We start from the raw sequence: 24,026 nt of genomic DNA, 5'->3' as shown, positions 1-24,026 counted from the left end.
TCGTCCATGGTCAGCTCACCTCCGTTCTCTGGGCCCATCGCGGGACGCGTCGTCGAGGGGCTTCGGGCGGGTCCGGGGGAGCGGCCGGGGGAGCCGCCTCGGCCTCGGCGGGAACCGCCAGCAGGGAGGCGGCCACCGCCAGATGCAGCAGATACGGCGAGGCGTCGCCCAGCCCGGCCTCGGTGTACGACGCGATCGCGCAGTAACTGATCAGGAAGATCGCGCAGGCCCGCGACAGCGACGGCGGCCGCAGCAGCGCGACGCCGCCCAGCACGATGACGATCGCCGCGACGAGGACGATCCCGGCCACGCCCTGCTCGTTGTAGACGGCCAGCCAGCTGTTGTCGATCGGGAGCCCGCCGAACGACTTGTCGCCCAGACCGGTGCCGAAGAGGTGCTCGGACGTCGTCCGGGGCGCCGTCAGCAGGGCGTGCCAGACCTTGGCCCGGCCGGTGAGGCTGGCGAAGTTCTCCTGGCTCTGCCCGCGCAGGAACCACGCCTGGAGCGCGGAGCTGAACCCCACCGCGGCCACCGCCGCCGACAGCACCCCCCAGGAGAAGACCCGGCGGGCGGCGGCGCTGGTCAGGACGAGGGAGGTGATCGCCAGCACCAGCGCGATGATCAGGCCGAGCGTGGCGGTGCGCGTGTGGGTCAGCGCGAGCAGGCCGAGGGAGGGCACGACGACCACGGCCGCGCTCCTGCGGTCGGTCCGGCGGCCCAGGAGGAGCAGCACGGTGAGCCCGATGATCACCGCGGCGTACTGCCCGATCTGCGGCGGGGTCAGCGGCCACAACGCGCCGACCAGCCGCCCCCCGTAGAGGTCGGGCAGCGCGGCGCCCGGTGAGACGACCAGGCCGGCCGCGACCGAGCCGAGCACCGCGAAGTACATCCGGATGTGGTGCCGCACGAACGTCGTGCCGCCGTCCCACCAGCGGGTCAGCAGCCACAGCGTGCCGACGAACAGCGCCAGCCGCCCGCAGCGGAACAGGGCGCCGAGCCCGGCCCCCTGGTCCACGCTGGAGATCAGGCTCGGCACCAGCAGCAGGGTCAGCAGGAACACGTAGGCGCTCGGCCGCAGGCGCACCCGGGGGTTGACCACGAGCGCCAGCGCGAACGCGGCCACCAGCGAGCCCATGGTGACCATCTGGATGAGCGAGCGCGGCAGCGGGACGATGGTCACGGCCCCGGCGGAGCCGAGGGTGTTGAGGACGAGCAGCCCCCAGACCGTCCCGACGATCTTCGACGTGTGATCCGTGCCGGTGTGCGCCGACCTCATCTCAACCACCGTCCCCGGCGCGCAGCGTGCTGCCCGCGTCCTGCCGGTAGGGAGCGGCCCGCCACTGCTTGTAGCCGATCGTCCGGCTCGCGTCGTGGACGACGAAGGTCCACGGTCCGACGTAGACGTTGTCGTGCCAGCGGTTGTGCTGGTCCTGGGTGATCGCGCGGGCCACGCGTTCGCCCTGGTACGGCGACCAGTCCGGATAGGTGCCGTAGTTGGAGAGCACGCCCATCCGGTCGCACCCGGCCTTGCAGGCGAGGACGGACTTGTCCAGCACGAAGCGGTTGCCGTGGATGTCCACCCGCTGGGTCTTCCACCGGCAGTCGGAGTAGAGCGGCGGGCCGGCGATCGCGGGCTGCGCGCAGCGAGCGGTGCGCTTGACCAGCAACGTGCAGTCGCCGGAGGAGGTGTTGGCCGGACTGTTGCAGAAGCGGTCGGCGTTCTCCCACAGGGTGATCCCGGACCAGTTGTTCTCCAGCACGTTGCCGACGACGTCGATCCGGTTCGTGCGGGCCCGGATCCGCGGCTCGCCCCCCGACTCGGACAGGTAGACGGTCGCGAACGGGAAGGTGTCGCCGGAGGCCGCGTAGGCGCGGCCCTCGACCCAGTTGTTGCGCCGGATCGTGTTCGCGCGGATGACCGCGTTGTAGCTGATCTCGTAGATCAGCGCGGCGCCGTCGTTGTCCTCGATCAGGTTGCCCTCGATGAGGAAGTCGTTGTTGTTGGTGTCCGCCCACAGCCCGGTCCCGCGGTTGTCGTGCACCCAGTTGCCGCGCACGTCCGCGCCGTCGACGGCCCAGAACTTGACGCCCCCGCTGCACCCGCAGTCCGGCCGCTGCCGCTCCCAGTCGTCCTTGTTGTTGCCCGTGATCTCGTTGCCCTCGACCACCAGGTTCCTGACGCCGCCCGCCTTGTACGCGTTCATCCCGTACTGGCCGTTGTCGCGCAGACAGCTGGCGCGGACCTGCTGGCGGGAGCCGGCCATCAGCCCGGCGCCGGAGTTGTCCCGGATCGTGGTGTGCTCGATCACCCAGCCGTCGGCCGAGTCGTGGTTGACGACGCCCTCGTCGCGGGGCGCGACGAACCCGCGCACGGTCAGGTGGCGCAGGACGACGTCGGGGGCGTCGCCGCCGAACGCGTAGTGGTTGCTCCTGCGGCCGTCGAGCACCGCGCCCGGCGCGCCGAGGTAGACGTCGCCCTCCTTGGGGATCACCTGGTCGTAGCGGTCCGACAGGAGGGTGTGCCGCCCCGGCCGGAGCCAGAAGGTGGTGTGCGGCGGGCTGTTCTCCGTCTTGGCGGCCAGGTCGCCGGGCACCGCCGGGTCGACCGTCACCGCGCCCGCGGGCGCCTTCGCCGGCCCGGCGGGGGGCTCGGCGCACACCCGGGCCGCGGACTTCGAGGGCGCGGAGGGCGCGGCGGTCGGTCTCGGCGTCGCGTCCGTCGTGCCGCTGTCGCAGCCGGTCGCCGCCGCCAGCACCAGCGCCAGCGCCGCCGCCGGCAGCGCCCGGCGCCGCCACTCGATCCCCACGCGTCCTCCCCCCTTCCTAACCCTGGAACCCGAGCACGGTGGTGAAGCCCTCCGTGCTGTCGGTGAAGCCCGCGCCGACCAGCGTGGTGGCGGGCTCCCTGCGCCCGAACCCGGCGGAGTACCAGCCCAGCGGCGGTGCGCTCTCCCCGCGGTGCGCCGTCCAGGACAGCTCCCCGGGCAGGTCGAGCACCGCGGAGCGCTCCTCGCCGTCCCGCGTCCAGGTCAGCACCGCCCGGTTCCCCGCCAGTTCGGCCGAGACCGCCGGGCCGAGGTGGAACGCCAGGCGCACGGCCCGGCGCGGGCCGCGGACCTCGTCGACCACCCGCAACTCCCGCCGAGCGGACGTCAGTTCCACCCGGCGGCGGTGCACGGAGCCCTCGTAGCCGTCGTGCTCGGCGGACCAGGAGGCCGTGTCCTCACCGGACGCTTCCACGCTCAGGACCCGGGTCCCGGCGTGCCGGGTCCACAGGAACGGGCCGCCGGAGACGGACTGGTCACGGCCGTCGAGCTCCAGGGTGTTGTGGCCGAGGGTGGAGCGGAAGTACCGCCGCCACTCCGGCTGCCCGTGGTAGCAGTACGTCCCCGGGTCGGCGAGCACGTCGACCCCGTCGTGCCGGACCTCCACGGACAGCGCGTCCGCGTGGGCGTGCGCCGCGATCGACAGGAACCCGTGCGGGCCGCCGTCGCAGCGGCACCAGATCCCGTCCGGGCCGCGCAGGATCGTCAGGCCTGCGTCGGCGAAGTGCGCCGGCCGGCTCGCCGGGCGGGACACCGCGGGCGCGCCCTTCGCGTACGGCCGCACGAGCGCGGCCAGCAGCGGGGTGCGCACATCGGCGCCGGCCACCGTCGGCCACCAGTCGAGCCGGCCGAACACGGCCTCCCCGGTGGCCAGCAGGGAGGCCCAGCGGTCGGTGTCCGGGCCGTCCACGACCAGCCCGTACCCGTCGTCCGCGTCCCCCTGACGCGGGGGGCGCAGCCGGTCGTCCACGACGGCCGCGAGCGCGTCGGTCATCCGCAGCAGCACCAGGCGGACCGGGGCCGGCACCGCGACGCCCGCGGCATCGGCCTCGGCCACCGCGGCCAGGCCGAGTTCGAGGACGAGCCCGTGGTACTCGGTGGCCAGCTCGCGGTTGAGACCGGAACCGAAGGTGTTGGCGCGCAGCTGCCGTTCGAGCGAGCGCAGCGCGTCGGCCCGCCAGCGCGGCGAGGACGGGAACCACCCGAACGCGCAGGCCGCGGCGAACTGCCCGGCGGCCTCGGCGACGACGTGGTTGTTGGCCGACGACCCCCGGCTGGGGAACGCGGCCAGCCAGCGCTGGTGGTGCCAGATCTGGTTCAGGGCCACCGGGTTGCCCTCGAACAGGGCGGCCGCGCCCGGCCAGCCGTCGAGCAGCCGGCGGACCCACACCCAGGACAGCAGCCGGATGCCCAGCTCGATGCCGCTGGTCCAGTGCACCCCGCGCAGCGGCGTGTTGGCCGCCCACCACGACCGCAGGTGCGCGGCCACCCGCTCCGCGTACCGCTCGTCGCCGGTGGCCGCGTAGGCGGCGGCCAGGACGGTGAGGTACTGGTGCCGCGACGGCTCCCAGATCTGCTTGATGTCGCCGACGGCCTCCTCGTCGCGGTAGGGCACGTCGAAGGCGTACCCCCACGGGGCCCGGCGCCCGGTCTTCGGGTCCAGCCGCCAGTCCGGGTCGGTCATGTCGTCGCGCACCACGCCGAAGAACTCGGCGTGCCCGGCCATCAGCCGGTCCGCCGCGGCGACGAGGCGCTTCACGGCGTCCGGCTCCACCGCGTCGAGCGTGCCCGCGGGCAGCACCGCCGTGAACCGGGCGCCGGTCACGGCCGGCGCGTGCGGCGGCGCGGCCCGCCGCCACCGTCGCCTGCGCCACGTGTCGCCCACCCGGCCGCCGACCTCCCGCGGCCCCATCCGGGACAGCCGCCGCAGGTACCAGCCCGGGCTCCCCGCGCTCACCGTCATCGCGACCGCGCCAGCGTCACCGGCGCGCCGCCGGTCAGGGCCGTCTGCACGGCGAGGGTGGCCGCCGTGGTCGCCACCAGCGACTCCAGCGGCACCGGCATCGGACCGCCGGTGCGCACCGCCCGCACGAACGCGGCCAGTTCGGCGGCCTGGCCCTTGTCCCGGGCCTTGGGCAGCCGTGAACTGACCCACCGCTTCCGGCTGTGGACCGAGGCGCGGACGAAGTCGTCGAGCCGCAGCACCCTGCCGTCCGCGACGAGGTCCAGCGTCTCCTTGGGGAACCCGGACGCACCGGTGGTGACGTAGCTGATCGTCGCCGTCGACCCGTCCGGGTAGCGCAGCACGACCTGGAGGTCCTCGTTGCCGGGGGTGGCGACCGCGTACACCGAGACCGGGTCGGCCCCGAGGAGCCAGCTCGCCGTGTCGACGAAGTGGCCGCCCTCGCCGGCGAACCGCGAGCCCTCGGTGCCCTGCCGCAGGTACCAGCTGCCGTGGTCGAGACGGCCCGCGTTGACCAGGTAGCGCAGGCTCGCCGGGCCGGTCCGCACGCCGAACTGCTTCTTGGCCTCCTGGAGCAGCGGGGCGAACCGGCGGTTGAAGCCCACCTGGAGCCGGTCGTTGCCGGACTCCTCCACCGTCGCGAGCACACCGGCCAGTTCGTCCTGGTCGAGCGCGAGCGGCTTCTCCACGAACACCGTCTTGCCGGCCAGCAGCGCCTTGCGCGTCAGGTCGGCGTGCGAGCTGTGCCGGGTCACGACGAACACGGCGTCCACCGAGTCGTCGCCGAGCACGGCGTCGAGATCGGTGGTGGCACGGCCGAAGCCGAACTTGCGCTGCGCGTTGGCCGCGGACAGCGCCGTCGTGGTGACGACCGTGGCCAGCTCGACGCCCTCGCGCTGCGCCAGGTGCGGCAGCAGCATCGACGTCGCGTAGTTGCCCGCGCCGACGAACGCCAGACGCACCGGCGACTTCACGGCCCGGGCCCGGGCGGGGGCCGCGCCGCCGGAGCGCCGGACCTCGGGCACGGTCACCGCCGGGGTCCGCGCCGCGGCGGGCGCCGCCTCCGTCTGCCCGGGGTACCGGAAGAGCACGGCCACGGCCTTGAGTTCGCCGTCCTTGAGGCGCCGGTACGTCTCGACGGCGTCGTCGAAGTCGGCCACATGGGAGATCAGGGGCTCCACGTCGACGCGGCCGCGGGCGGCCAGGTCGAGGAAGCACGCCAGGTTGCGGCGCTCGGTCCAGCGCACGTAGCCGATCGGGTAGTCGCGCCCCTCCAGCTCGTACGACGGGTCGTAGCGACCGGGGCCGTAGCTGCGGGAGAACCGGACGTCGAGCTCCTTCTCGTAGTACGCGTTCCACGGCAGGTCGAGGCGGCACTTGCCGATGTCCACGACCCGGCCGCGGTCCCGGCTCAGCCGGGCCGCCAGCTCGACGGGCTGGTTGCTGCCGCCGCCGGCCGCCAGGTACACCTGGTCCACGCCGTGCCAGCCGGTGAGCTCGGCGACGGCGTTCTCCACGGCCGTGGAGCCCGGGTCGCCGCAGGCCGCCGCGCCCAGCCGCTCGGCGAGTTCGCAGCGCGCCGGGTCGGGGTCGGCGCCGACGACGCGGACGCCCGAGGCGGTCAGGAGCTGCACCACCAGCTGCCCGATCAGCCCGAGGCCGACGACCAGCGCCACCTCGCCGAGCTGCGGCTCGCCCTGGCGGACGCCCTGGAGCGCGATCGACCCGACCGTGCCGAAGGCCGCGTGCCGCGGCGCGAGGCCGTCCGGCACCGGGGCGTAGAGGTTCTTGGGCACCCAGTTCAGCTCGGCGTGCAGCGCGTGCTCGTTGCCGGCGCAGGCCACCAGGTCGCCGGCCTTCACGTCGTCGATGCCCGCGCCGACCTGCTCGACCACCCCGCACAGCGAGTAGCCCAGCGGCGTGTAGGAGTCCAGCTTGCCCATCACCTTGCGGTAGGTGGCGGGCACTCCGTTGGCGGCGACGCTCTGCACGACCTTGGCCACCTGGTCGGGCCGGGAGCGGGCCTTGCCCACCATCGACATGCCCGCCTCGGACACCTTCATGAGCTCGGTGCCGGTCGAGATCAACGAGTAGGCGCTGCGGACCAGCACACCCCCCGGCTTGCACCCCGGCGCCGGCACGTCGAGCAGCGCCAGCTCGCCGCTCTTGTAGTTCTGCACAACCTGTTTCACCCGAAGTCCTCTTGTCTCTACGCCGTCAGGGTGCGGTCGGGCCCGGCCCGGAGGCCGCGCCGCGATACCAGTACTCGAGGGTCAGCACATGCCACAGATGCTTGGAGTAGTCCTGCTGTCCGGCGGCGTCCTCGGCGACCATCCGCCGCAGCGCGTCGCGGCGCAGGAACCCGGAGCGGACGAGCTCGCCGTCGTTGACGACCTCGCGCACCAGCGGGGCCAGGTCACGGCTCATCCACGCCCGCAGCGGGGCGCTGAACAGGCCCTTGGGCCGGTACACGATCTCCCGGGGCAGGACCGAGCAGGCCGCCTCCTTCAGGACGGACTTGCCCTGCCGTCCGACGATCTTGCGGTCGCCGGGCACGGCGAACGCCGCCCTGACCACGTCGACGTCCACGTACGGCACCCGCACCTCCGTCGACGCGGCCATGCTCGACCGGTCGGTGTAGGCGAGGTTCAGGCCCGGCAGGAACATCCGGGAGTCGCCCAGGCACATGCGGTTGACGAAATCGTCGAGGTCGTTGTCCCGGTAGACGTCCGCGTGCTCGGTCAGCACGTCGTCCACCGTCCCGGCCAGGTCCGGATCGATCAGGGCCAGCAGCTCGTCCTGGTCGTACATCGTGTAGCTGCGCCGGAACGCCGTCTCCTCCGGCAGGTCGGCGAAGGACAGGAACCGCTTGGCGAAGCGCACCGACCGGTAGCCCCGGCGGGCCGAGGCGACCGGCAGCCGGTCCACGGCCGTCGACAGACCGCGCCGCAGCGGCCGCGGGACGCGCTGGTAGCGCACGGCGAGCAGGTTGGCCAGGTGCTTGCGGTACCCGGCGAACAGCTCGTCGGCGCCCATGCCCGACAGCATCACCTTGACCCCGGCCTCCCGGGCGGCCGAGCAGATCAGGAACGTGTTGATCGCGGCCGGGTCGCCGATCGGCTCGTCCAGGTGGTACGTCATCCGCGGCAGCAGGTCCAGCACGTCCGGGGCGATCTCGATCTCGTGCAGGTCGACGCCGAACCGCTCGGCCACCTGCCGGGCGTAGCGCAGGTCGTCCGGCATCGCCTCGAACCGGGCGTCCTCGGCGCGGAACCCGATCGTGTAGGCGGAGATCCCGGGCCGCTCGCGCGCCGCCAGCGCGGTCAGGTAGCTGGAGTCGAGACCGCCCGACAGGAAGGTCGCCACCGGCACGTCGGAGAGCAGATGACGCCGGGTCGACTCCTCGACGACGGCGGCGATGTCCGGCAGCTCCCCGCCGCGGGCGCGCTCCGCGCCCTCGGCGGCGACGTCCCGCAGGTTCCAGAACCGGCCGCGGTCCACCCGGCCGTCGGGCCGGCAGCGCAGCCAGGTCCCCGGCGGCAGCTTCTCCGCCTCGCGGAACGCGCACCGCGAGTCGGGCACCCAGTAGTACAGCAGCGACGCCACCAGCGCCGCGTGGTCCACCTCCAGCGACCCGCCGGTGACGGCGGCCAGCGCCTTCAGCTCCGAGGCGAACACCAGCCCCTCGCCGCGCCGCAGCAGGAACAGCGGCTTGATGCCGAGCTGGTCGCGGGCGAGCACCAGCTCACCGGTCCGCTCGTCGAAGATCCCGAACGCGAACATGCCGCGCAGCCGGGGGAGACAGTCCGTGCCCCAGCGCCGCCAGGCCTCCAGCAGCACCTCGGTGTCGGAGGTGCCGCGGAAGCGCACCCCCGAGGCGGCCAGTTCGGCGCGCAGCTCGGGCGCGTTGTACAGCTCGCCGTTGTACGTCAGGACGAGGCCGTCGGACACCATCGGCTGGGCGCCCGTCTCGGACAGGTCGACGATGGCCAGCCGGCGGTGCCCGAGCTGCACCTCGCCGTCGCCGAGGGGGTGGCCGTAACGGCCCGCCCCGTCCGGCCCGCGGTGGGCCAGGGTCTCGGTGAGCCGGTCGGTCACGGCCTTCCCGTCCGGCCACCGGTACGTGCCTGCGATGCCACACATGTGCTACCGCGCCTCCTGGTCGCTGTCCGGGACCCGTGCCGCCCACATCGGCGACCGCTCCGTCCCCCGCCGTGCCTCGCCCACTGCCTGGACGGCGGGGGAGGCGGCCCCGCCGTTGTGCCGGGCCGGCCGCTCGCCGTGGCCGCGCAGCGCGGTGTGCAGCCCGTTCCACAGCGTGCCGTCGGTCCGGTCCCGCGGATCGGGGTCGATGAGCACCACCCCGGCAACCGCGATGCGCTGGTCCGCCAGCTGCCGTGCCACGGTGTGCAGCCACGCGGCGCTGCCGTGCCCGGCCCGCACCACGAGCACGGTCCGCGTGCCGAGGTACTGGAGGTCGGTCCACGCGGCGCCGGGCGCCACCGAGCCGACGCCGAGCCGGCGCTCCCCGGGCGGCAGGGCCGCGGCACGCTCGCCGCCGACCACGGCCGGGTCGCCCGGCTTCGGGCGGCGGCCGGAGAGCTGCCGGCCGGGCAGACCGTCGACGACGGTCACCGGCCCGTCCGCCGCCAGTGCCCCGGCGAGGTCCAGGGCGATCCCGCTCGTCTCGCGCGCGCAGCCCAGTTCCAGCAGCGACACGGGCTCCACGGAGCCGTGCACGGTGCGGGTCAGGGACGTGGTGAGCCGTTCGCGTGCCACCCGGTCCCGGCGGCGCCGCCATCGCCCGCCCGTCCGGTGGGGCAGTTCGGCGACGACGGAGGCGCCGAGGTTCGCGGCGATGTCCCGGCGCAGCACCGGACGGTCCGCCACCACCGCGCCGACCGCGGCCACCGCGAGCCCGAGGAACAGCCCGAGGAACAGCCCGATCCCGGCGTCGGTGGCGGCGGCCCGGGGCAGCGAGCCGCGCACCGCGTACGGGGCGTCCACGATCTGCGTGCCGGCGACGAGCCGGGGGGTGCCGATGCTCGCCTCCGCGGCGCGCTGGCTGAAGTCGGTGATCTGCGAGGTGAGTTCGGCCCGGCGGGCGTAGAGGGACTCCAGGTCCGCCGACGACTGCGGCCCGCTCTCCCCGGTCCCGTCCCCGATCGCCTTGTTGACCTGGGCCAGTTGTGCCTTCAACTGGTCACGCTGGTCGAGCAGGGCCTTGGCCTCGGCCTTCGAGGCCTCGCGGATCCGCTTCACATGGTCCGCGACGAACGCGTCGGCCAACGCCTTGGCGCGGGCCACCGCCTGCGCCTCGCTCGCGCCGGTGACGGTGATCTGCAACACGTTGTTGGTCAGTCCGGCACCGCTGTAGTCCCGCATGAAGTCCTCGGCCTTCTCCGCGGACCCGAGGGACTTCAGGGCCTGGCCGGCGATCCGCGTGGTCTGGAGCAGGGCCACGTCGGTGCGGATCAGCGTGCCGGGGTCGTTCGGCTGGTCCTCCTCGTGCGCGACCAGGATCTTGGTCACCGCGGTCGGCGGCTGCGGCAGCGCGAACCCCGCCGCCGCGCCCCCGAGCACGCCCAGCAGCGCGAGGGAGGCCCACAGACGGCGGCGTCTGCGCACCGCCGCCACCAGGGCCTGAAGATCCAGCAGCGGAGCGGCGGCCGACGACTCCGCGGTCGTACTCGTCGTCACCCTGTGACTCCTGTCGCGTCGTCCAGTTCGCCCTCGAGGCTCTCGAGCGCAGGTGCGGCGGCACGCCGCGCACGGTCGGCCGACCGCGTCGCCCGCACCGGACCGGCGAGCACGACGCCGACGACCGCGTGCTTGGCGTCCGCGCACGCCTCGGCGATGCCGGCGAGGTCCGGCGCGGTCCAGCTGCCGGCGCTGACCACGACCAGCGCGCCCGACTCGTGGCCGCGGTCCGGCACCATCGGCCGGGACACCGGGACCGCGACCGCCCGCAGGCCCGGCTCTCCGCCGGCCTCGACGACGAGCTGCCCGGCGGCCCGGCCGGCGATCTCGTCCCCCTCGGGGAAGACGACCAGCAGCCGCTGCGGGGACGGCGACCGCTCCCGAAGACGGGAGCACACCCGCCGGTAGCGGATCCGCCTGCTGGCCTCGTCGCCGGAGGTCTGCGGGGCCGGGATGTCCCACCGGACGTCCGTGCCCAGCAGCCGGCGCAGCCGGGCCCGCACACCACGGCCCCGCGTGGTCGCCGTCCGCTCGACGGGGACGTCGACGGTGCCCAGCAGGGCCGAGCCCAGCGCCGCGGTGATCTCCGTCTCGCCGCGCAGCCGCCTGCTCCTGCGCGCGACCGTGAGGTGGCCGATGACCGAGACGAGGAAGAACAGCAGCGCTCCGCCCGCGACCAGCTGCGTCCGCGTCGGCGGCGCCTCGCCGGTCGGCCGGGCCGCCGATCCCATGACGACCATGTTCTTCGCCTCGTCGTCGGCCGGGTCGGCCTGCTTGATGGTGCTGATGGCCTCCCGCAGCGCGGTGCGCAGCTTCTCCAGCTCGGTGCGGGTCTGCACGCTCTCGACCGAGTCCCCGGGATCGGTCGCATCGGCGAGCTTGCTGATGCGCCGGCTGGTGTCCTGCACCGACTGCTGGAGCGCGGCGAGTTCCTCGGCCGCCCCCGGGTCGGCGGTGTCGCTCGCGATCCGGGTGGCGTAGGAGACGAACTCCCTGGCGACCTGGTCGGAGAGCCGCTGGGCGCGCTCGGGCGTCTCCGCCGTGCCGGAGATCTTGATGATGTTCCCGTCGGTGGCCTTGGCGGCGACCTGGTCCCGCAGGTCGCTGCCGCTCACCCCGGCCCAGCCGAGCTTGGCGGCCGCCCGGTCGACCACCACCGAACTGGTGGCGACCTCCGTCTGGGTCAGCAGCTCGCGCTCCTCCCACGTCCCCGGCAGCAGCACCGACGCCGAGGTCGTGTAGCGCGGCGGGAACAGGGCGGAGACGCCGTACCCGACGAGGGCGCCCACCAGGGCGAACAGGGCCAGCAGCCGCCAGCGCCGACGGATGATCCGCCCGATGGTGACCAGGCGTATCGTGTCATCGCTCAATGGTGCGGCCTTCCCCTGCCCGGTCCGGGTCGCGCGCGGTCACCGGGGACCGGTCGCGGACGGCGGCGGCGTAGGCCGCCAGCAGCGCGCGCTGGGAGTTCCGCCAGGACAGCGTGGAGCCGATCCGCTCCTGGCCGGTCTTGCCCATCAGGGCCCGCTTCTCCGGATCGTCGAGCAGCACCCCGACGAGCCGGGCGAACTCGCTCTCGTCGTTCGCCGGCGCGTACAGGGCGGCCTCGCCCGCGGAGACGCGCGCCTCCCGCAGCTCGAACGAGACCATCGGCCGGCCCATCACCATGTACTCGAGGACCTTGTTCATGGTGGACACGTCGTTGAGCGGGTTGTGCGGGTCGGGGGAGAGGCAGACGTCCGCGGTGGACAGGTAGCGCACCAGGTCGGCGTCCGGGATGCGCCCGGTGAACTGCACCTGCTCCGAGAGCCCGAGCCGCCCGGCGAGCTCCACCATCGCGTCGAAGGTGTCGCCGCCGCCGACGAACACCGCGTGCCAGTCGGTCCGCCCGACCTCGTCGCGCAGCTTCGCCAGCGCCCGCAGGGCGTAGTCGACCCCGTCCTGCGGACCCATCACGCCGAGATAGCACAGCAGATGAGGCTTGCCGCGCTTCAACTCCGGCTCGGGCGGCACCGGGTGGAACCGCTCGACGTCGGGCGCGCTGCGCACCACGAAGACGTCCGCCGGCCGCTTGCCGCCGCGGCGCACCGCGACGTCACGGTAGCTCTCGTTGGTGGCGATCACGACGTCCGCGGCCCGGTAGGTCCGCCGTTCCAGCGCGCACACGGCGCGGTAGAGCAGGTCCTTGCCGCGGCCGAAGCGGGACAGGTACAGCTCGGGCACCAGGTCGTGCTGGTCGAAGACGAACCGCGCCCCGCGCCGCTTGAGCCACAGGGCGGGCAGGAACAGCAGGTCGGGCGGGTTGCAGGCGTGCACCACGTCGACCGGGCCGACCTTGCGGGCCAGCCGGAGGGTGTGCCACAACGCCGTCCCGTACTCGCGCAGATAGCCGGCCGGCCCGCCCGTGGCCGCGCGCAGCGGGTAGCGGTGGATCCGCACGCCGTCGATCACGGCCTCCGGCTCCGTGTCCCGCTTGCTCCCCTGCGGACAGATGACGTGCACCGTCCAGCCCGCGTCGCGCAGCGTCGTGCACTCCTGCCACACGCGCCGGTCGAACGGCACGGACAGGTTCTCCACCAGGATCAGCGCGCGCCGGCCCGGCCGGTCGCCGCTTCCCGTGTCACCAGGCAAGGCCCACGTACCCCTGTTCGGCCCGGCGCGCGTCGGCGTCGGGAAGATGGACGAGATCGATGATCACCGGGGCGTCGCCGTGCGGCAGCGCCGCCAGCACGGCCGGATCCTTCGTCCCGACCAGGCACACGTCGGCGTGGTCGAGCACCTCCTCGACGGAGTCCGCGAGGAGTTGCGCGAGATGCGGCAGCCGGGTCTCGATGTACTCGCGGTTCGCCCCGAGCAGCCGCGACAGGCTCACGTTGGCGTCGTAGATCTTCAGGTCGTACCCCTTGCCGAAGAGCCGCTCCGCCAGTTCGACCAGCGGGCTCTCGCGGAGGTCGTCGGTGCCGGGCTTGAACGACAGCCCGAACAGACCCGCCCGGCGCTTCCCGGTCCGCTCGACCAGCTCCACCGCGCGCTGGAGGTGGTCGGCGTTGGAGGGCAGCACATGGGACAGGATCGGCACCGAGACGTCGGCCCGCTGCGCGGCGTGCACCAGGCTGCGCAGGTCCTTGGGCAGGCAGGAACCGCCGAAGGCGAAGCCGGGCCGCAGATAGGCGGGGCTGATGTTCAGCTTGCGGTCGGCGAGGAACACGTCCATCACCTGGTGCGAGTCCACGCCGAGCGCCTGGCACACCGCGCCGAGCTCGTTCGCGAAACCGATCTTGAGGCCGTGGAACGCGTTGTCCGCGTACTTGATCGCCTCGGCCGTCGGCACCGGCACCCGGAACACCTCGCCGGGCAGGCCCTCGTACAGCGCCAGCACCGCGTCGCCGCTCGCCGGGTCGAGCTCGCCGACGACGGTCTTCGGCGGGTCGAAGAAGTCCTTCACGCTGGTGCCCTCGCGCAGGAACTCCGGGTTGACCGCCACACCGACGTCCACACCGGCGGTGCCGCCGACGTTCTTCTCCAGGATCGGCACCAGCAGGTTCAGACAGGTGCCCGGGAGCATGGTGCTGCGGAACACGACGGTGTGCCGGCCTCCCGCGTCGCCCTTCGCGGCGAGCGCGGCGCCGATCTGCTCGGTGACCCGCTCCAGATAGGTGGTGCACAGGCTGCCGTTGGGCTCCGAGGGCGTGCCCACGCAGACCAGCGACACGTCGCTGTCCCTGACGGCCTCGCCCACGTCGACGGTGGCGCGCAGGGCTCCGGTGCGCACGACCTCGGCGATGAGCTCGCCGATCCGCTCCTCGACCACCGGCGCCTTGCCGTCGTTGACCAGGTCGACCTTCACCTGGTTCACGTCGACGCCGACGACGTCGTGCCCCATGCCGGCCAGGCACGCGGCCGACACGCAGCCCACGTAGCCGAGCCCGAAAACGCTGACTCTCATGACCCGTTCCTCCCCCAGGCGGACCCGCTCGGGTCCGCGCTCCGCGCACCGGCGAAAACGTTGAGTTGCGCCACCCCGCCCATCAGTAGGCCCCCTGCCCGTAGAGCACCGCACGCAGCGTCTTCCACAAGATCACCGTGTCCAGGGCGAGCGACCAGTCCTCGACGTACCGCAGGTCCAGCCGGACCGCCTCCTCCCACGACAGGTCGCTGCGCCCGCTGATCTGCCACAGTCCGGTGAGTCCCGGCTTGACCAGCAACCGCCGCCGGATGTCCGGGCCGTAGGCGGCGGACTCCTCGGGCAGCGGGGGCCGCGGACCGACGAGCGACATCGATCCGGTGAGCACGTTGAACAGCTGCGGCAGCTCGTCGATCGAGTACCGGCGCAGCACCGCTCCGACCCGGGTCACCCGGGGATCGCGGCGCATCTTGAACAGCGGGCCGGCCCCCTCGTTGAGGCCGGCCAGCTCGTCACGCGCCCGGTCGGCGCCGGCGACCATGGTGCGGAACTTGAGGATGGTGAACTCGCCGCCGTCCTTGCCGACTCTGCGCTGCCGGTAGAACACCCCGCCCCGGCTGTCCAGCAGCACGAGCAGCCCGACGCCCGCCATGAGCGGGGCGAACACGACCAGCAGGAGCGCGGCGCCCAGCCGGTCGACGACTCCCTTGACCGCCCGGCGGCCTCCGGTGAAGGTCGGCATGCTGACCCGCAGCAGCGGGATGCCCAGTACGGCGTCGATGTGCAGCCGCGGGCCGGCCACCTCCATCAGCACGGGCGCGACGACCATCTCGGCGTCGCTGCCCTCCAGGTTCCAGGCCAGCCGTTGCAGCCGCTGCGGCGACCAGTGCGGGTGCGGTGTGACCGCGACGACGCGGTAGCCGTCGGCGTGGACGTGCTTGGCGACGTCCGTCAGCCGGCCGACGACCGGCACTCCGTCCACCAGGTCGCCGTCGAGCACCGAGCCGTCCGTCGTGCACACCGCGTCCACCCGCCAGCCGAGGTGCGGGAACTTGCGGGTCCGGGTGATCAGGTCGCGGACGGTGTCCGGGCTCCCGGCGGCGAGCACCGGTCGCAGGCACCGTCCTTCCTTGCGCTGTTTGTGCAGGCCGAGGCGCAGCACGTACCTCGCCGTCATGGTGACCAGCGCGATCGCCGGGATCGCGACGAAGATCCAGAGCTTGATGTTGCGCGAGGTGAGGGCGATCCCGCCGAGCGCCAGGACGACGGTCGCCGCGAACAGCGAGCGTCCGAGCCGGCGGAACTCCTCGGCGCCCTGGCCGAGCACGGCCGGAGCCCAGGCCCGGCTCACCGCCAGCGCCCCCAGCACGAGCACTTCGGTGCCGAACGCGAGGATCCCCCACTTCTCGTGCCAGTTGGCCGCGTCGCGGGCCCCGAAGAAGTTGCCGATCCCCGCCACCACGAAGGCGGTGGCCACGGTGTCGCTGGTGATGACGGTACGGCGGTACCGCTGCTCCCAGCCGCTCGCGGGCCGGCTGCCCACTCCGTTCGCCAGACGACCGTGTGCCGACGGAAACGGGCTGACCAATTCCCCTTGCCGCACAGAACCCCCCAGGTTCCCAGTGATGTCGACGTGTTCGCCGCCGGGAGGCCCCCGCCTCCCGCACTGTCCTCCCCTCGGGAGGCCCCCGCCTCCCGCGCTGTCGCTCCCCCGGGAGGCCCCCGCCTCCCGCGCCGCGCTGTCCCTCCCCTCGGGAGGCCCCCGCCTCCCGCGCACGACATGACCGGATACCGGTCAGTACGGAGTCACTCGAGTAACCCGCTCCGGCGGCAACGGACATGACGGTGCCGTCAGAGTCTCGAGGTGCGCGGAAACCCCTCGGAACCCCGGGTGCTCCCCGCACTCAAGGCTCTCTCGGGTTCCGTGAATCGACTCCCCCTGCGTCCGGCGCGGGGAAGCGACTACAGGCTTTTCCCGATGCCGGACCTATTGATCATTTACGCGTCGCCTCATGTCCGAACGGCTGAAGCAAGGTCAATCTAGACCATCACAGCCAGTATGAAGAGAGGATGTGTGTAATTTGTGCTTAAGCTTTGGTTCTTGATCCATCGGCCGGTGGCCGCCTCTCGGCGCCCCGCCGTCACCACCGGCTCCAGCGGTCCGTCGGGCCCCTGGGCGCGGCTCCCGCGCGGCTGCCGTCACCGCTTCGTTCGACCCGCTCAACACGCCTGTCGGGACGCCCCGTTCGACGACGGCGTGTCGACAGTCGCGCCGGGGCGGTCGGCGGGGGGCGAGGGAGGCAGGCTCGGGCGGGTGAGGTGACCCGCGTGCGGTGACGGGCGTCGTCCGGCTCGATCGCGTCGTGCAGATTGACCGAATGCCTCCCTGGCCAGGGCCTGATCCGGGGATTCCGACCCGCACAATGCGCGGGGATTCCTCGTGCGGGCGTCGCCGTCGGCGGCCTGGATATGTATGCGGCATATTCCATAACATCATGGGCGCCGCCTCGGCCGATCCCGGAATTCGAGATCGCCTATGCGCTTCGCCCCGGCCGGTGAACTCGGGGGAGTGAATCGATGACACCTGGGGGCCGTTCCGCGTCGGCGGCGAGCGCGGCCCCACGGCGACGACGCCCGCGGTGCGGAGCGCTCTCCGAGCGTCAAGGTGGGAAAGGCGCGAAATCCAACAGCCCGGCGCGAGCCTATCGGCGCGCGCCCCGTCCCTCGATCCGGTCGACTTCGACCGCGCGGCGGCGGTCGTCGTCGACGTCGTCCGCCGGGCATGTCGTGGCCGGGCGGTCCACGGCAGACCGTGGCAGGCGGTCGCAGGCCGGTCCGTGGACGGCCGTGAGCGCCGGCCCTGGATGACGGCCGGGGCACGGCCGTGCGGTGCGCCGGGGGCCCCTCGCCGGCCGGGTGCGGGTGCGGGTCCGGCCGCGCGGGCTCGCTCGAACCCGCCGCGCCGGGCCCGCCGCACCGGACCGCACCGGGCCCGCACCGGACCGCTGCCGGGCGGGCGCGAGGCCGCCTGCCGGTCGGCGGCGGTGCACCCCGCCGCCCCGGCCCGGCCCTCGCCGTCGACCGTGGCCGCCGGGTCGGTGCGCACCGTCCGGCGACGGCTCGGCGGTGTCGGTGCGGCCCGTGACCACGCGGCCTCGGACCGCTTCCGGGCCCGCGGCGGACCGCTGCCGAGTCCGGGCCGGACCGCTTCCGGGCCCGCCCGGTGTTCGCTCAGCGGTCGGAGTAGCTGAAGTCGCCCGCGGTCCAGGCGCTGACGTCCTCGATCGCGACGCGGTACATGCCGCCCGTCTCCGGGATCCCGACCGTGCCCTGGAGGATCCGGGCGACGTGGAAGTGCAGGTGCGTGGGCGGGCCCTTCGGCCCGGGTGTGGCGAAGACGGCGGAGAACTCGCCCAGGCGGTCCGAATTCGTCAGCACTTCCGACACCCGCTCTCTCCACACCGCCTCGGGAGCCAGGCGCCCGGTGATGACGGCACCACCGGTGACCACGGTCAGGGACATCTGGTTGCTCTGCTCGGACTCCACCAGGGCGGCGACGGCGACCAGCAGTTCGTCAGGCTTCGACACGGGACAGATTGTATGCACCGGTCGTCCACCCGGCCGGGCGGTAGGTCCACCGGACCGCGCGGACCCACCCGTTCCCGCCGTCGGACGGGCCGACGGCGGCGAGCCGGTCGCGGTGGGTTACCTCCCCTTCCAGCGCCCGGAAATCTGTAGCCGTCGTAGTAGACATTGTGCAGAGGCTTGATTATGGTTTCACTCGTAGCCGCAGTCGAGCAGGGCCCGGCGGAGAGTGAGCGCCGGGGGAGCGATACCTGCTGGTCGGCGGTCCGCAAGGCGGTGCGGTGGTGGAGTCGCGAAGCCAGGGTTCTCGCAGGACGGCGACGGGACTGACGACCGCACCGGGCGGCCTGTAGTGATCAGGGGCCGCCGCGAGCAGTGCAGGCAAGTGAAGTGATCGGATCCGAGGGAAGAGCGGAGGACGTCAACGCCATCAGGATCGCCCGGGGAACAGGCAACGAACCCGGGTACCGCAGGACATCGACAGTGAGGTGGTCTCCGGTCAGGCAACAGCGATCCCCGCGCCCCCGACAGCGTCTCGGTCGGGTCCGCGGACAACACGGGCCGGCGCGTCAAGCCCGGCAGATGGTGTAGCAGCTCCTTCGGGGCCCCGATGCCGACACGGCAACGGGGCCCCTCGACCATGCGCCGCGCCCTTGCTTCCCGGCCACGGCGGCCCGCGTCGGACACGGACGCCCCCGGGCTCGCCGTCGGGATGGACGTCCGCCACAATGGCCCCCCGTTCGTCCGTCCCGAACCACCGAGGTTTCCCGTGTCCCACTCCGTGGCCCGCGAGCCGCAGCGGCGCAATTCGCGGTCCAACCGGGCTCGCATCCTGGCCACGGCCCGACAGGAACTCGGCCGGAACCCGGACGTCACGCTGGAGGAGATCGCCCGGGCCTCCGGTGTCGTGCGCCGTACGCTCTTCGGTCACTTCCCCGGCCGGGCGGCACTGCTGGAGGCGCTCGCCGAGGAGGCGTCGGAGGCGTTGCGGGGCGTGCTGGAGGCGGCGGCGCGGCCCGACGCGCCCGCCGAGCGGGCCCTCGCGCACTTCGTGTGCTCCATCTGGCCGGTGGGCGACCGCTACCGGCTGCTCCTCGCCCTGGCCCAGCGCGACCTGGGCGTGGAGCGGGTGGCGGGCATCCTCGCTCCCGCCCGCGACGAGGTCACGGCGATCCTGGCCCGGGGGCAGCGGGACGGCGTCTTCCATGCGCACCTGCCGCCCGCCGTGCTGAGCGCCGGTCTGGAGGGGATGCACATCGCGCTCCTGGAGCAGATCAACCGCGGCGCGCTGGAGGACGACGGGACGCGCGTCGCCGTCGCCACCCTCGTCGCGGCCGGGGTGCCGGAGCGCGACGCCCGAGCCGTCGTGGACGACGTCGTGCGCACCGCGGCCGCGACCGCGGAGGCCCGGCCCCCGGCGGCGACGGCCCGCACGCGGCCGCGCGGTTCCGCCGACTGACGGTCCGGGGCGACGCTCGCCCCGCGTTGCGCCCCGCGAGCGGAACTGCCGTCCCCCCTCCGGGGCTGTCGGTCACCCGTTCGCGTTCCTCGTCCGCTCGACCGCATCCTTCGGCCGCGCTTCGGCAGCCCTTCGGCCGTGCAGGGGCCGGGCAGGGGCCGCTCATCGGCCGTGCTTCGGCCATCCCGTGCGGGAGCGGGCAGCGCTTCCGCTCCCTCGCCATCGAGGTCCCCGCCGGTGATCCGCCCCGGCGGCCCGCGCCGTGGCCTTCCTCCGGCTCGTCCGACGCGGCGGCTCAGCGGTTTCCCCGGCTCCTCAGGTTTCCCCGGCTTCTGTGCACTCCTCTGCCCTTCCTCCGAACAGATGCGACCCGTTATTTGCACGTCAACGGGCAATAAATTAATCTGCACGTCGATGGGCAATTATCTCGTCGTCCAGGAGCCAGGAGCCCTCATGTCCTTCCTTGCCAAGTCACCCGTCGAGAAGACGGCGGGACCGTACGCCCGGCGCTGGTGGGCGTTGCTCGTCCTCTGTCTGAGCCTGCTGATCGTGGTCATGGCGAACACCTCGCTGATCGTGGCCGCCCCGGCGATGACCGCCGACCTCGGCCTCAGCAGCAGCGACCTGCAATGGGTCATCGACGGCTACACGGTCCCGTACGCGGCGCTGATGCTCCTGCTGGGTTCGCTCGGCGACAAGTACAGCCGGCGCGGGGCGCTCCTGACCGGTCTGGTGATCTTCGGCGCAGGCTCGGTGATGGGCAGCCTGGTCGACGAGACCGGCCTGGTCATCGCGGCCCGGTCGGTCATGGGCGTCGGCGCCGCCGTCGTCATGCCGGCCACGCTCTCCCTGCTGGTGGCGATCTTCCCGAAGGGGGAGCGGGCCAGGGCCGTCACGGCCTGGACGGCGACCTCGGGCCTCGCGATCGCCGTCGGCCCGCTCGTCGCCGGCCAACTGCTGCGCGACCACTCCTGGGGATCGACGTTCCTGGTCAACGTCCCCGTCGCGCTGCTCGCCGTGATCGGCGCGCTCGCCCTGGTCCCGCCGTCCAGGGCGGCGGACATGGGGCGCATCGACTACGTCGGCGGTCTGCTGTCGATCGTCTCCGTCGGCTCGCTCGTCTACGCGACGATCGAGGGCCCGCACTTCGGCTGGGGCGCCGGTCCGGTCACCGCCGCCGTCGTCGCCGGGATCGGCCTGGCCGCGTTCGTGGCCTGGGAGCTGCGCCACCCGCACCCCATGCTGGACGTGCGCAGGTTCCGGCTCCGCCCCTTCAGCGGCTCCATGCTCGCGGTGCTGTTCTTCTTCTTCGGCACCTTCGGCGCGATCTACTACGCCACGCAGTTCCTCCAGTTCGTGCTCGGGTACGACGCCCTGGAGACCGGCGTCCGGCTGCTCCCGCTGGCCGGGGCCGTGTTCGCCGGCGCCGCGGCGACCGGTTGGCTGACCCCGAAGCTCGGCGTGAAGGCGCTGGTCGTCGCCGGCATGGCGATCGGCACCGGGGGAGTCTTCCTGCTCACCCGGATCGACCCGGCTTCCACCTACGCGGACTTCCTCGCCCCGATGGCGATGCTGGGCTTCGCCATCGGCCTGAGCGTGTCCCCGGCCACCGACACGATCATGGGCTCGTTCCCGGAGAGCGAGCTGGGCGTCGGCGGCGGCGCCAACGACACCGCGCTGGAGCTGGGCGGTTCGCTCGGCATCGCGATCCTCGGCTCGCTCCTCGGCACCGCCTACCGCGACGAGCTCACCGGCCTGGTCGGGGATCGGCTCCCCGCCGCCGCGCTGGAGACCGCCAAGGACTCGGTGGGCGGCGGCCTCGCGGTCGCCCGGCAGGTCGCGCAGGACCCCGCCGGCGGGGCGCGGCAGGCGCAGACCGTGGTCGAGGCCGTGCACCAGGCCTTCGCCCACGGCGTCGCCCAGACCAGTCTGATCGGCGGGATCATCATGGCCGCCGGCACCATGATCGTCTTCGCGGTCCTGCCGGGCCGCAAGGCCGCGGCGGCCCGGCAGGCGGCCGACGCCCGGCGGACGGAGCAGGCCGACGAGCAGCCGGAGCGCGCCGGGCGGCCGACCGGGAACCGGACCGGCGCGTACACGGACGCTCGCTAGCCCGGTCGGACGCGACCGGGGGCTTCGTCGGTCAGGCCGGCCGCGGGGCGCCGTCGAGGACGGCGTCCTCGCGCTCCTGCCCCGGCTCGTGCTCCCCTTCCGGCCCCCGCCGCCCCGTCGGCGCGGGGGCCGTCTCCGTCTTCGGCTCCGCGCCCGGCCCGGCTCCGGCCTCCGGCAGCAGTCCGCTCAGGGCGGCGCACTGTTCCGGTCCCATGACGTGGGCCAGGGCCTCCGTGACCGTCTCCGAGAGCGTGGCGGAAGCCTCCCGCAGCAGCCCGCGCGCCTTGTCGGTGAGGGCGATCTCCACGCCGCGCCGGTCGCCGCAGACCGTCTTGCGGGTCACGAGTCCGGCGTGCTGGAGGCAGGCGACCTGATAGGTCAGACGGGTCTTGGGGCGGCCCAGCAGCTCCGCCACGTGTGTCATGCGCAGGCCCTCGCCGGACTGCTCGGCGAGCAGGCACAGCACCAGGAACTCGTCGTGCGAGACGTCCAGGTGCTCCTTGACCACGGAGCGCAGCCGCTGTTCCACCGCCCCGGTCGCGGCGAGGAGCAGCATCCAGCCGCGCAGCTCGGGGGGCAGCAGGCCCGCGCCGCCGCCCTGCGCGGAGGGGCACGCGGGCAGGTCGGCGGGGGTGTGAGCGGGGTCTGCCATGGCGTCGATTGTATCCGTGGTCCAAATTTGCACGACTTGGTTGTTCAGAATTGGATTACCCACTAGCGTGGTCGCGGCAGCATCATCCAAATTTGGACCATCGAGGAGGACGGTCATGACCGTCGCCGTGCAGACCGGACAGTGGCAACTCGACGCGGGCGCGTCCACGGTCGCCCTGAAGCAGAAGACGATGTGGAGCCTCGTCACCGTCAAGGGCGACTTCACCGCTGTCACCGGAGGCGGCGAGGTCGCTGCGGACGGATCCGTCACCGGCGCCCTGACCCTCGCCGTGGCCTCCCTCGACACGAAGAACGCCAAGCGCGACGCACACCTGCGCGGCCCGGACTTCTTCGACGCCGACAACCACCCCGAGATCACCTTCGTGGTGCGCTCGGCGGAGGTGGGCGCCGACGCGACGGTGCAGGTCTCCGGGCAGCTCACCGTGCGCGGCATCAGCCGCCCGCAGTCCTTCACCGCGCGCCTGACCCGGGCGGACGCCGACGCGGTCACCCTGGAGGCCGAATTCACCGTGGACCGCAGCGAGTTCGGCCTGGGCTGGAACCAGCTGGGCATGCTCCGCGGCCTGACCGCCGTCACCGCCGCGCTCCGGTTCACGCGCACTTCGGCCTGACGCGCCGCCCCCGGACTCCCTGCTCGTCACCCTCGCTTCCCGGCGTGCGGGCCGGCGCCCCGGCGCGGCGATCGGCATCCCGACCGGTGGCGGACCGTGTCGCTGTTGGGCCGAACGGGTGACTTGGCGTAAGAATTGACTGGTGCATGCATTGAAGGCGAGTCAGTTCGGGGGGTGCCGGTGAACCGTTACGACGTCACCGATGAACAGTGGGAAGGGCTCGCTCAGGTCGTTCCGTTGCGCGGCCGGGACGCGTGGCCGTCGGCGGTGGACCACCGCTCGCTGCCGGACGCCGAGACGGAGACCAGGCGGCGCTTCGTCGTGTTGCGGGTCAACGTCTTCGCGGACGCGCGCGAGGTCGCCGAGACGCTGATGTCGGGCATCCCGGTGCTGCTCGACCTGACGGGAGCCGAGACCGACACCGCCAAGCGCGTCCTCGACTTCTCCACCGGGGTGGTGTTCGGCCTGGCCAGCGGTATGCACCGGGTCGACCGCAACGTCTTCCTCCTCACCCCGCCGGGCACCGAGGTGAGCGGACTCATGGAAGGGGCGGGCGCGCCCGGCCTCTGAGCCGGGACGGCCTCGCGCACGGGGCTCCCGGGCCGCCCCGGCGGGCCCGGCCGGCGGCGGACGGCCGGGTGGGCTCGACGGGCCGTGCCCGACGGCCCCGGCGGACCGGGCGCGGGGCTCCGCCCGGGCCCCGCGATCGCCCGATCGTAGGAAGCTTGCCCGGGCGGAACGGTTCGCCCGGCAGCGGAGCCCTAGCGTCCGCATATGCCCTCGCCGCCCCCCTCCTCCGCGCTCCCGCCGCCCTCCGCCGCCGCGTCCTCGGCGCGCTGTCCCGCCCCGACGTCACCTCCCCTCGGGACCGACGGCTCGTCGCCCGGGCACGCCTTCGCCACGGTGCCCGCCCAGGCCTCACCCGTCGAGGTCCCGCCGAACCGGTCCGCCGGCCCCCTCGGCGCCACGACGCCCGGTCCCTCGTCGTCCTCCGGCATGCGCTGCGCCTCGTGCGGCGCCGACCCGCGGGCGACGCCCCTCCCCGGCCCGCACCGGGAGAGGGAACGCTCCCCGCGGGCCGGCTCTCCCGACACGGCGACCGCTCCCGCACGCCCACCCTCGCCCCCCGACGCCTCCGCGGCCGATCCCGCACCCGCACCCGCAGCGGTTTCCGGCCCCGACCCCCGTCCCGGCC

17 protein-coding genes are annotated in these 24,026 nt (G+C 73.5%); 4 read left to right on the top strand and 13 right to left on the bottom strand.

All coding sequences use genetic code 11. From position 1 onward, the window contains the following. Window positions 1–10: 10 nt before the first annotated feature. The 11 genes from KMS84_RS16575 to KMS84_RS16525 form a co-directional block, all read right to left on the bottom strand. The gene (locus KMS84_RS16575) at window positions 11–1,276 is read right to left on the bottom strand and encodes an O-antigen ligase family protein (RefSeq protein ID WP_256916994.1); all 1,266 of its coding nucleotides are present in this window, start codon (window positions 1,274–1,276) and stop codon (window positions 11–13) included. Window position 1,277: 1 nt separating this feature from the next. Continuing rightward, the gene (locus KMS84_RS16570; protein ID WP_256916993.1) at window positions 1,278–2,807 is read right to left on the bottom strand and encodes a right-handed parallel beta-helix repeat-containing protein; all 1,530 of its coding nucleotides are present in this window, start codon (window positions 2,805–2,807) and stop codon (window positions 1,278–1,280) included. Window positions 2,808–2,823: 16 nt separating this feature from the next. Continuing rightward, window positions 2,824–4,788, bottom strand: coding sequence for a heparinase II/III family protein (locus KMS84_RS16565; RefSeq protein ID WP_256916992.1), 1,965 nt, complete (start codon window positions 4,786–4,788; stop codon window positions 2,824–2,826). Continuing rightward, window positions 4,785–6,980 (bottom strand): bi-domain-containing oxidoreductase, encoded by a 2,196-nt coding sequence (locus tag KMS84_RS16560; RefSeq protein WP_256916991.1) that lies wholly within the window; start codon window positions 6,978–6,980, stop codon window positions 4,785–4,787. The genes KMS84_RS16565 and KMS84_RS16560 overlap by 4 nt, the downstream gene beginning before the upstream one ends. Window positions 6,981–7,005: 25 nt before the next feature. Further along, entirely contained in the window at window positions 7,006–8,931 is a 1,926-nt protein-coding gene (gene asnB / locus KMS84_RS16555) for an asparagine synthase (glutamine-hydrolyzing) (protein ID WP_256916990.1), read from the bottom strand. Window positions 8,932–8,934: 3 nt separating this feature from the next. Next, entirely contained in the window at window positions 8,935–10,488 is a 1,554-nt protein-coding gene (locus KMS84_RS16550) for a Wzz/FepE/Etk N-terminal domain-containing protein (RefSeq protein ID WP_256916989.1), read from the bottom strand. Further along, window positions 10,485–11,858 (bottom strand): Wzz/FepE/Etk N-terminal domain-containing protein, encoded by a 1,374-nt coding sequence (locus tag KMS84_RS16545; RefSeq protein ID WP_256916988.1) that lies wholly within the window; start codon window positions 11,856–11,858, stop codon window positions 10,485–10,487. Before KMS84_RS16545 ends, KMS84_RS16550 begins: the two co-directional genes overlap by 4 nt. Beyond that, window positions 11,848–13,119 carry a glycosyltransferase family 4 protein gene (locus KMS84_RS16540; protein WP_256916987.1) on the bottom strand — a complete coding sequence of 424 codons (1,272 nt, stop codon included), beginning with the start codon at window positions 13,117–13,119 and terminating at the stop codon, window positions 11,848–11,850. The genes KMS84_RS16545 and KMS84_RS16540 overlap by 11 nt, the downstream gene beginning before the upstream one ends. Further along, entirely contained in the window at window positions 13,109–14,434 is a 1,326-nt protein-coding gene (locus KMS84_RS16535; RefSeq protein ID WP_256916986.1) for a nucleotide sugar dehydrogenase, read from the bottom strand. The genes KMS84_RS16540 and KMS84_RS16535 overlap by 11 nt, the downstream gene beginning before the upstream one ends. Before the next feature lie 82 nt (window positions 14,435–14,516). Further along, on the bottom strand, window positions 14,517–15,995 hold the full coding sequence (locus KMS84_RS16530; RefSeq protein WP_256916985.1) for a sugar transferase: 1,479 nt from the start codon (window positions 15,993–15,995) through the stop codon (window positions 14,517–14,519). Window positions 15,996–17,623: 1,628 nt separating this feature from the next. After that, the gene (locus KMS84_RS16525; RefSeq protein ID WP_256916984.1) at window positions 17,624–17,980 is read right to left on the bottom strand and encodes a hypothetical protein; all 357 of its coding nucleotides are present in this window, start codon (window positions 17,978–17,980) and stop codon (window positions 17,624–17,626) included. A 766-nt stretch (window positions 17,981–18,746) separates the two neighbouring features. Between KMS84_RS16525 and KMS84_RS16520 the strand changes: the two genes are divergently transcribed. Together KMS84_RS16520 and KMS84_RS16515 are read left to right on the top strand one after the other, a co-directional pair. Beyond that, window positions 18,747–19,436 (top strand): TetR/AcrR family transcriptional regulator, encoded by a 690-nt coding sequence (locus tag KMS84_RS16520; RefSeq protein ID WP_256916983.1) that lies wholly within the window; start codon window positions 18,747–18,749, stop codon window positions 19,434–19,436. Window positions 19,437–19,889: 453 nt separating this feature from the next. Beyond that, a complete protein-coding gene (locus KMS84_RS16515) occupies window positions 19,890–21,548 on the top strand; it encodes an MFS transporter (protein WP_256916982.1) in 1,659 nt (552 codons plus the stop codon). A 31-nt stretch (window positions 21,549–21,579) separates the two neighbouring features. Here the strand turns inward: KMS84_RS16515 and KMS84_RS16510 are convergent, their stop codons facing one another. Then, on the bottom strand, window positions 21,580–22,200 hold the full coding sequence (locus KMS84_RS16510) for a MarR family winged helix-turn-helix transcriptional regulator (RefSeq protein WP_256916981.1): 621 nt from the start codon (window positions 22,198–22,200) through the stop codon (window positions 21,580–21,582). A gap of 115 nt (window positions 22,201–22,315) precedes the next feature. Between KMS84_RS16510 and KMS84_RS16505 the strand changes: the two genes are divergently transcribed. Next, window positions 22,316–22,831, top strand: coding sequence for a YceI family protein (locus KMS84_RS16505; RefSeq protein ID WP_256916980.1), 516 nt, complete (start codon window positions 22,316–22,318; stop codon window positions 22,829–22,831). Between the two features lie 174 nt (window positions 22,832–23,005). Then, on the top strand, window positions 23,006–23,401 hold the full coding sequence (locus KMS84_RS16500; RefSeq protein WP_256916979.1) for a cell division protein SepF: 396 nt from the start codon (window positions 23,006–23,008) through the stop codon (window positions 23,399–23,401). Window positions 23,402–23,592: 191 nt separating this feature from the next. Here the strand turns inward: KMS84_RS16500 and KMS84_RS16495 are convergent, their stop codons facing one another. After that, the gene (locus tag KMS84_RS16495; RefSeq protein WP_256916977.1) at window positions 23,593–23,829 is read right to left on the bottom strand and encodes a hypothetical protein; all 237 of its coding nucleotides are present in this window, start codon (window positions 23,827–23,829) and stop codon (window positions 23,593–23,595) included. Window positions 23,830–24,026: the final 197 nt, after the last annotated feature.

Source organism: Streptomyces hilarionis, assembly GCF_024539675.1.
Taxonomy (GTDB): domain Bacteria; phylum Actinomycetota; class Actinomycetes; order Streptomycetales; family Streptomycetaceae; genus Streptomyces; species Streptomyces hilarionis.
This window is presented reverse-complemented; position numbering and strand designations above follow the sequence as displayed.

Bases quoted from the DNA above. Each gene is read 5' to 3' on its own strand.
- KMS84_RS16575 (WP_256916994.1), bottom strand. From the start codon at position 1,276: ATGAGGTCGGCGCACACCGGCACGGATCACACGTCGAAGATCGTCGGG.
- KMS84_RS16505 (WP_256916980.1), top strand. From the start codon at position 22,316: ATGACCGTCGCCGTGCAGACCGGACAGTGGCAACTCGACGCGGGCGCG.
- KMS84_RS16565 (WP_256916992.1), bottom strand. From the start codon at position 4,788: ATGACGGTGAGCGCGGGGAGCCCGGGCTGGTACCTGCGGCGGCTGTCC.
- KMS84_RS16510 (WP_256916981.1), bottom strand. From the start codon at position 22,200: ATGGCAGACCCCGCTCACACCCCCGCCGACCTGCCCGCGTGCCCCTCC.
- KMS84_RS16515 (WP_256916982.1), top strand. From the start codon at position 19,890: ATGTCCTTCCTTGCCAAGTCACCCGTCGAGAAGACGGCGGGACCGTAC.
- KMS84_RS16495 (WP_256916977.1), bottom strand. From the start codon at position 23,829: ATGCCGGAGGACGACGAGGGACCGGGCGTCGTGGCGCCGAGGGGGCCG.
- KMS84_RS16535 (WP_256916986.1), bottom strand. From the start codon at position 14,434: ATGAGAGTCAGCGTTTTCGGGCTCGGCTACGTGGGCTGCGTGTCGGCC.
- asnB (WP_256916990.1), bottom strand. From the start codon at position 8,931: ATGTGTGGCATCGCAGGCACGTACCGGTGGCCGGACGGGAAGGCCGTG.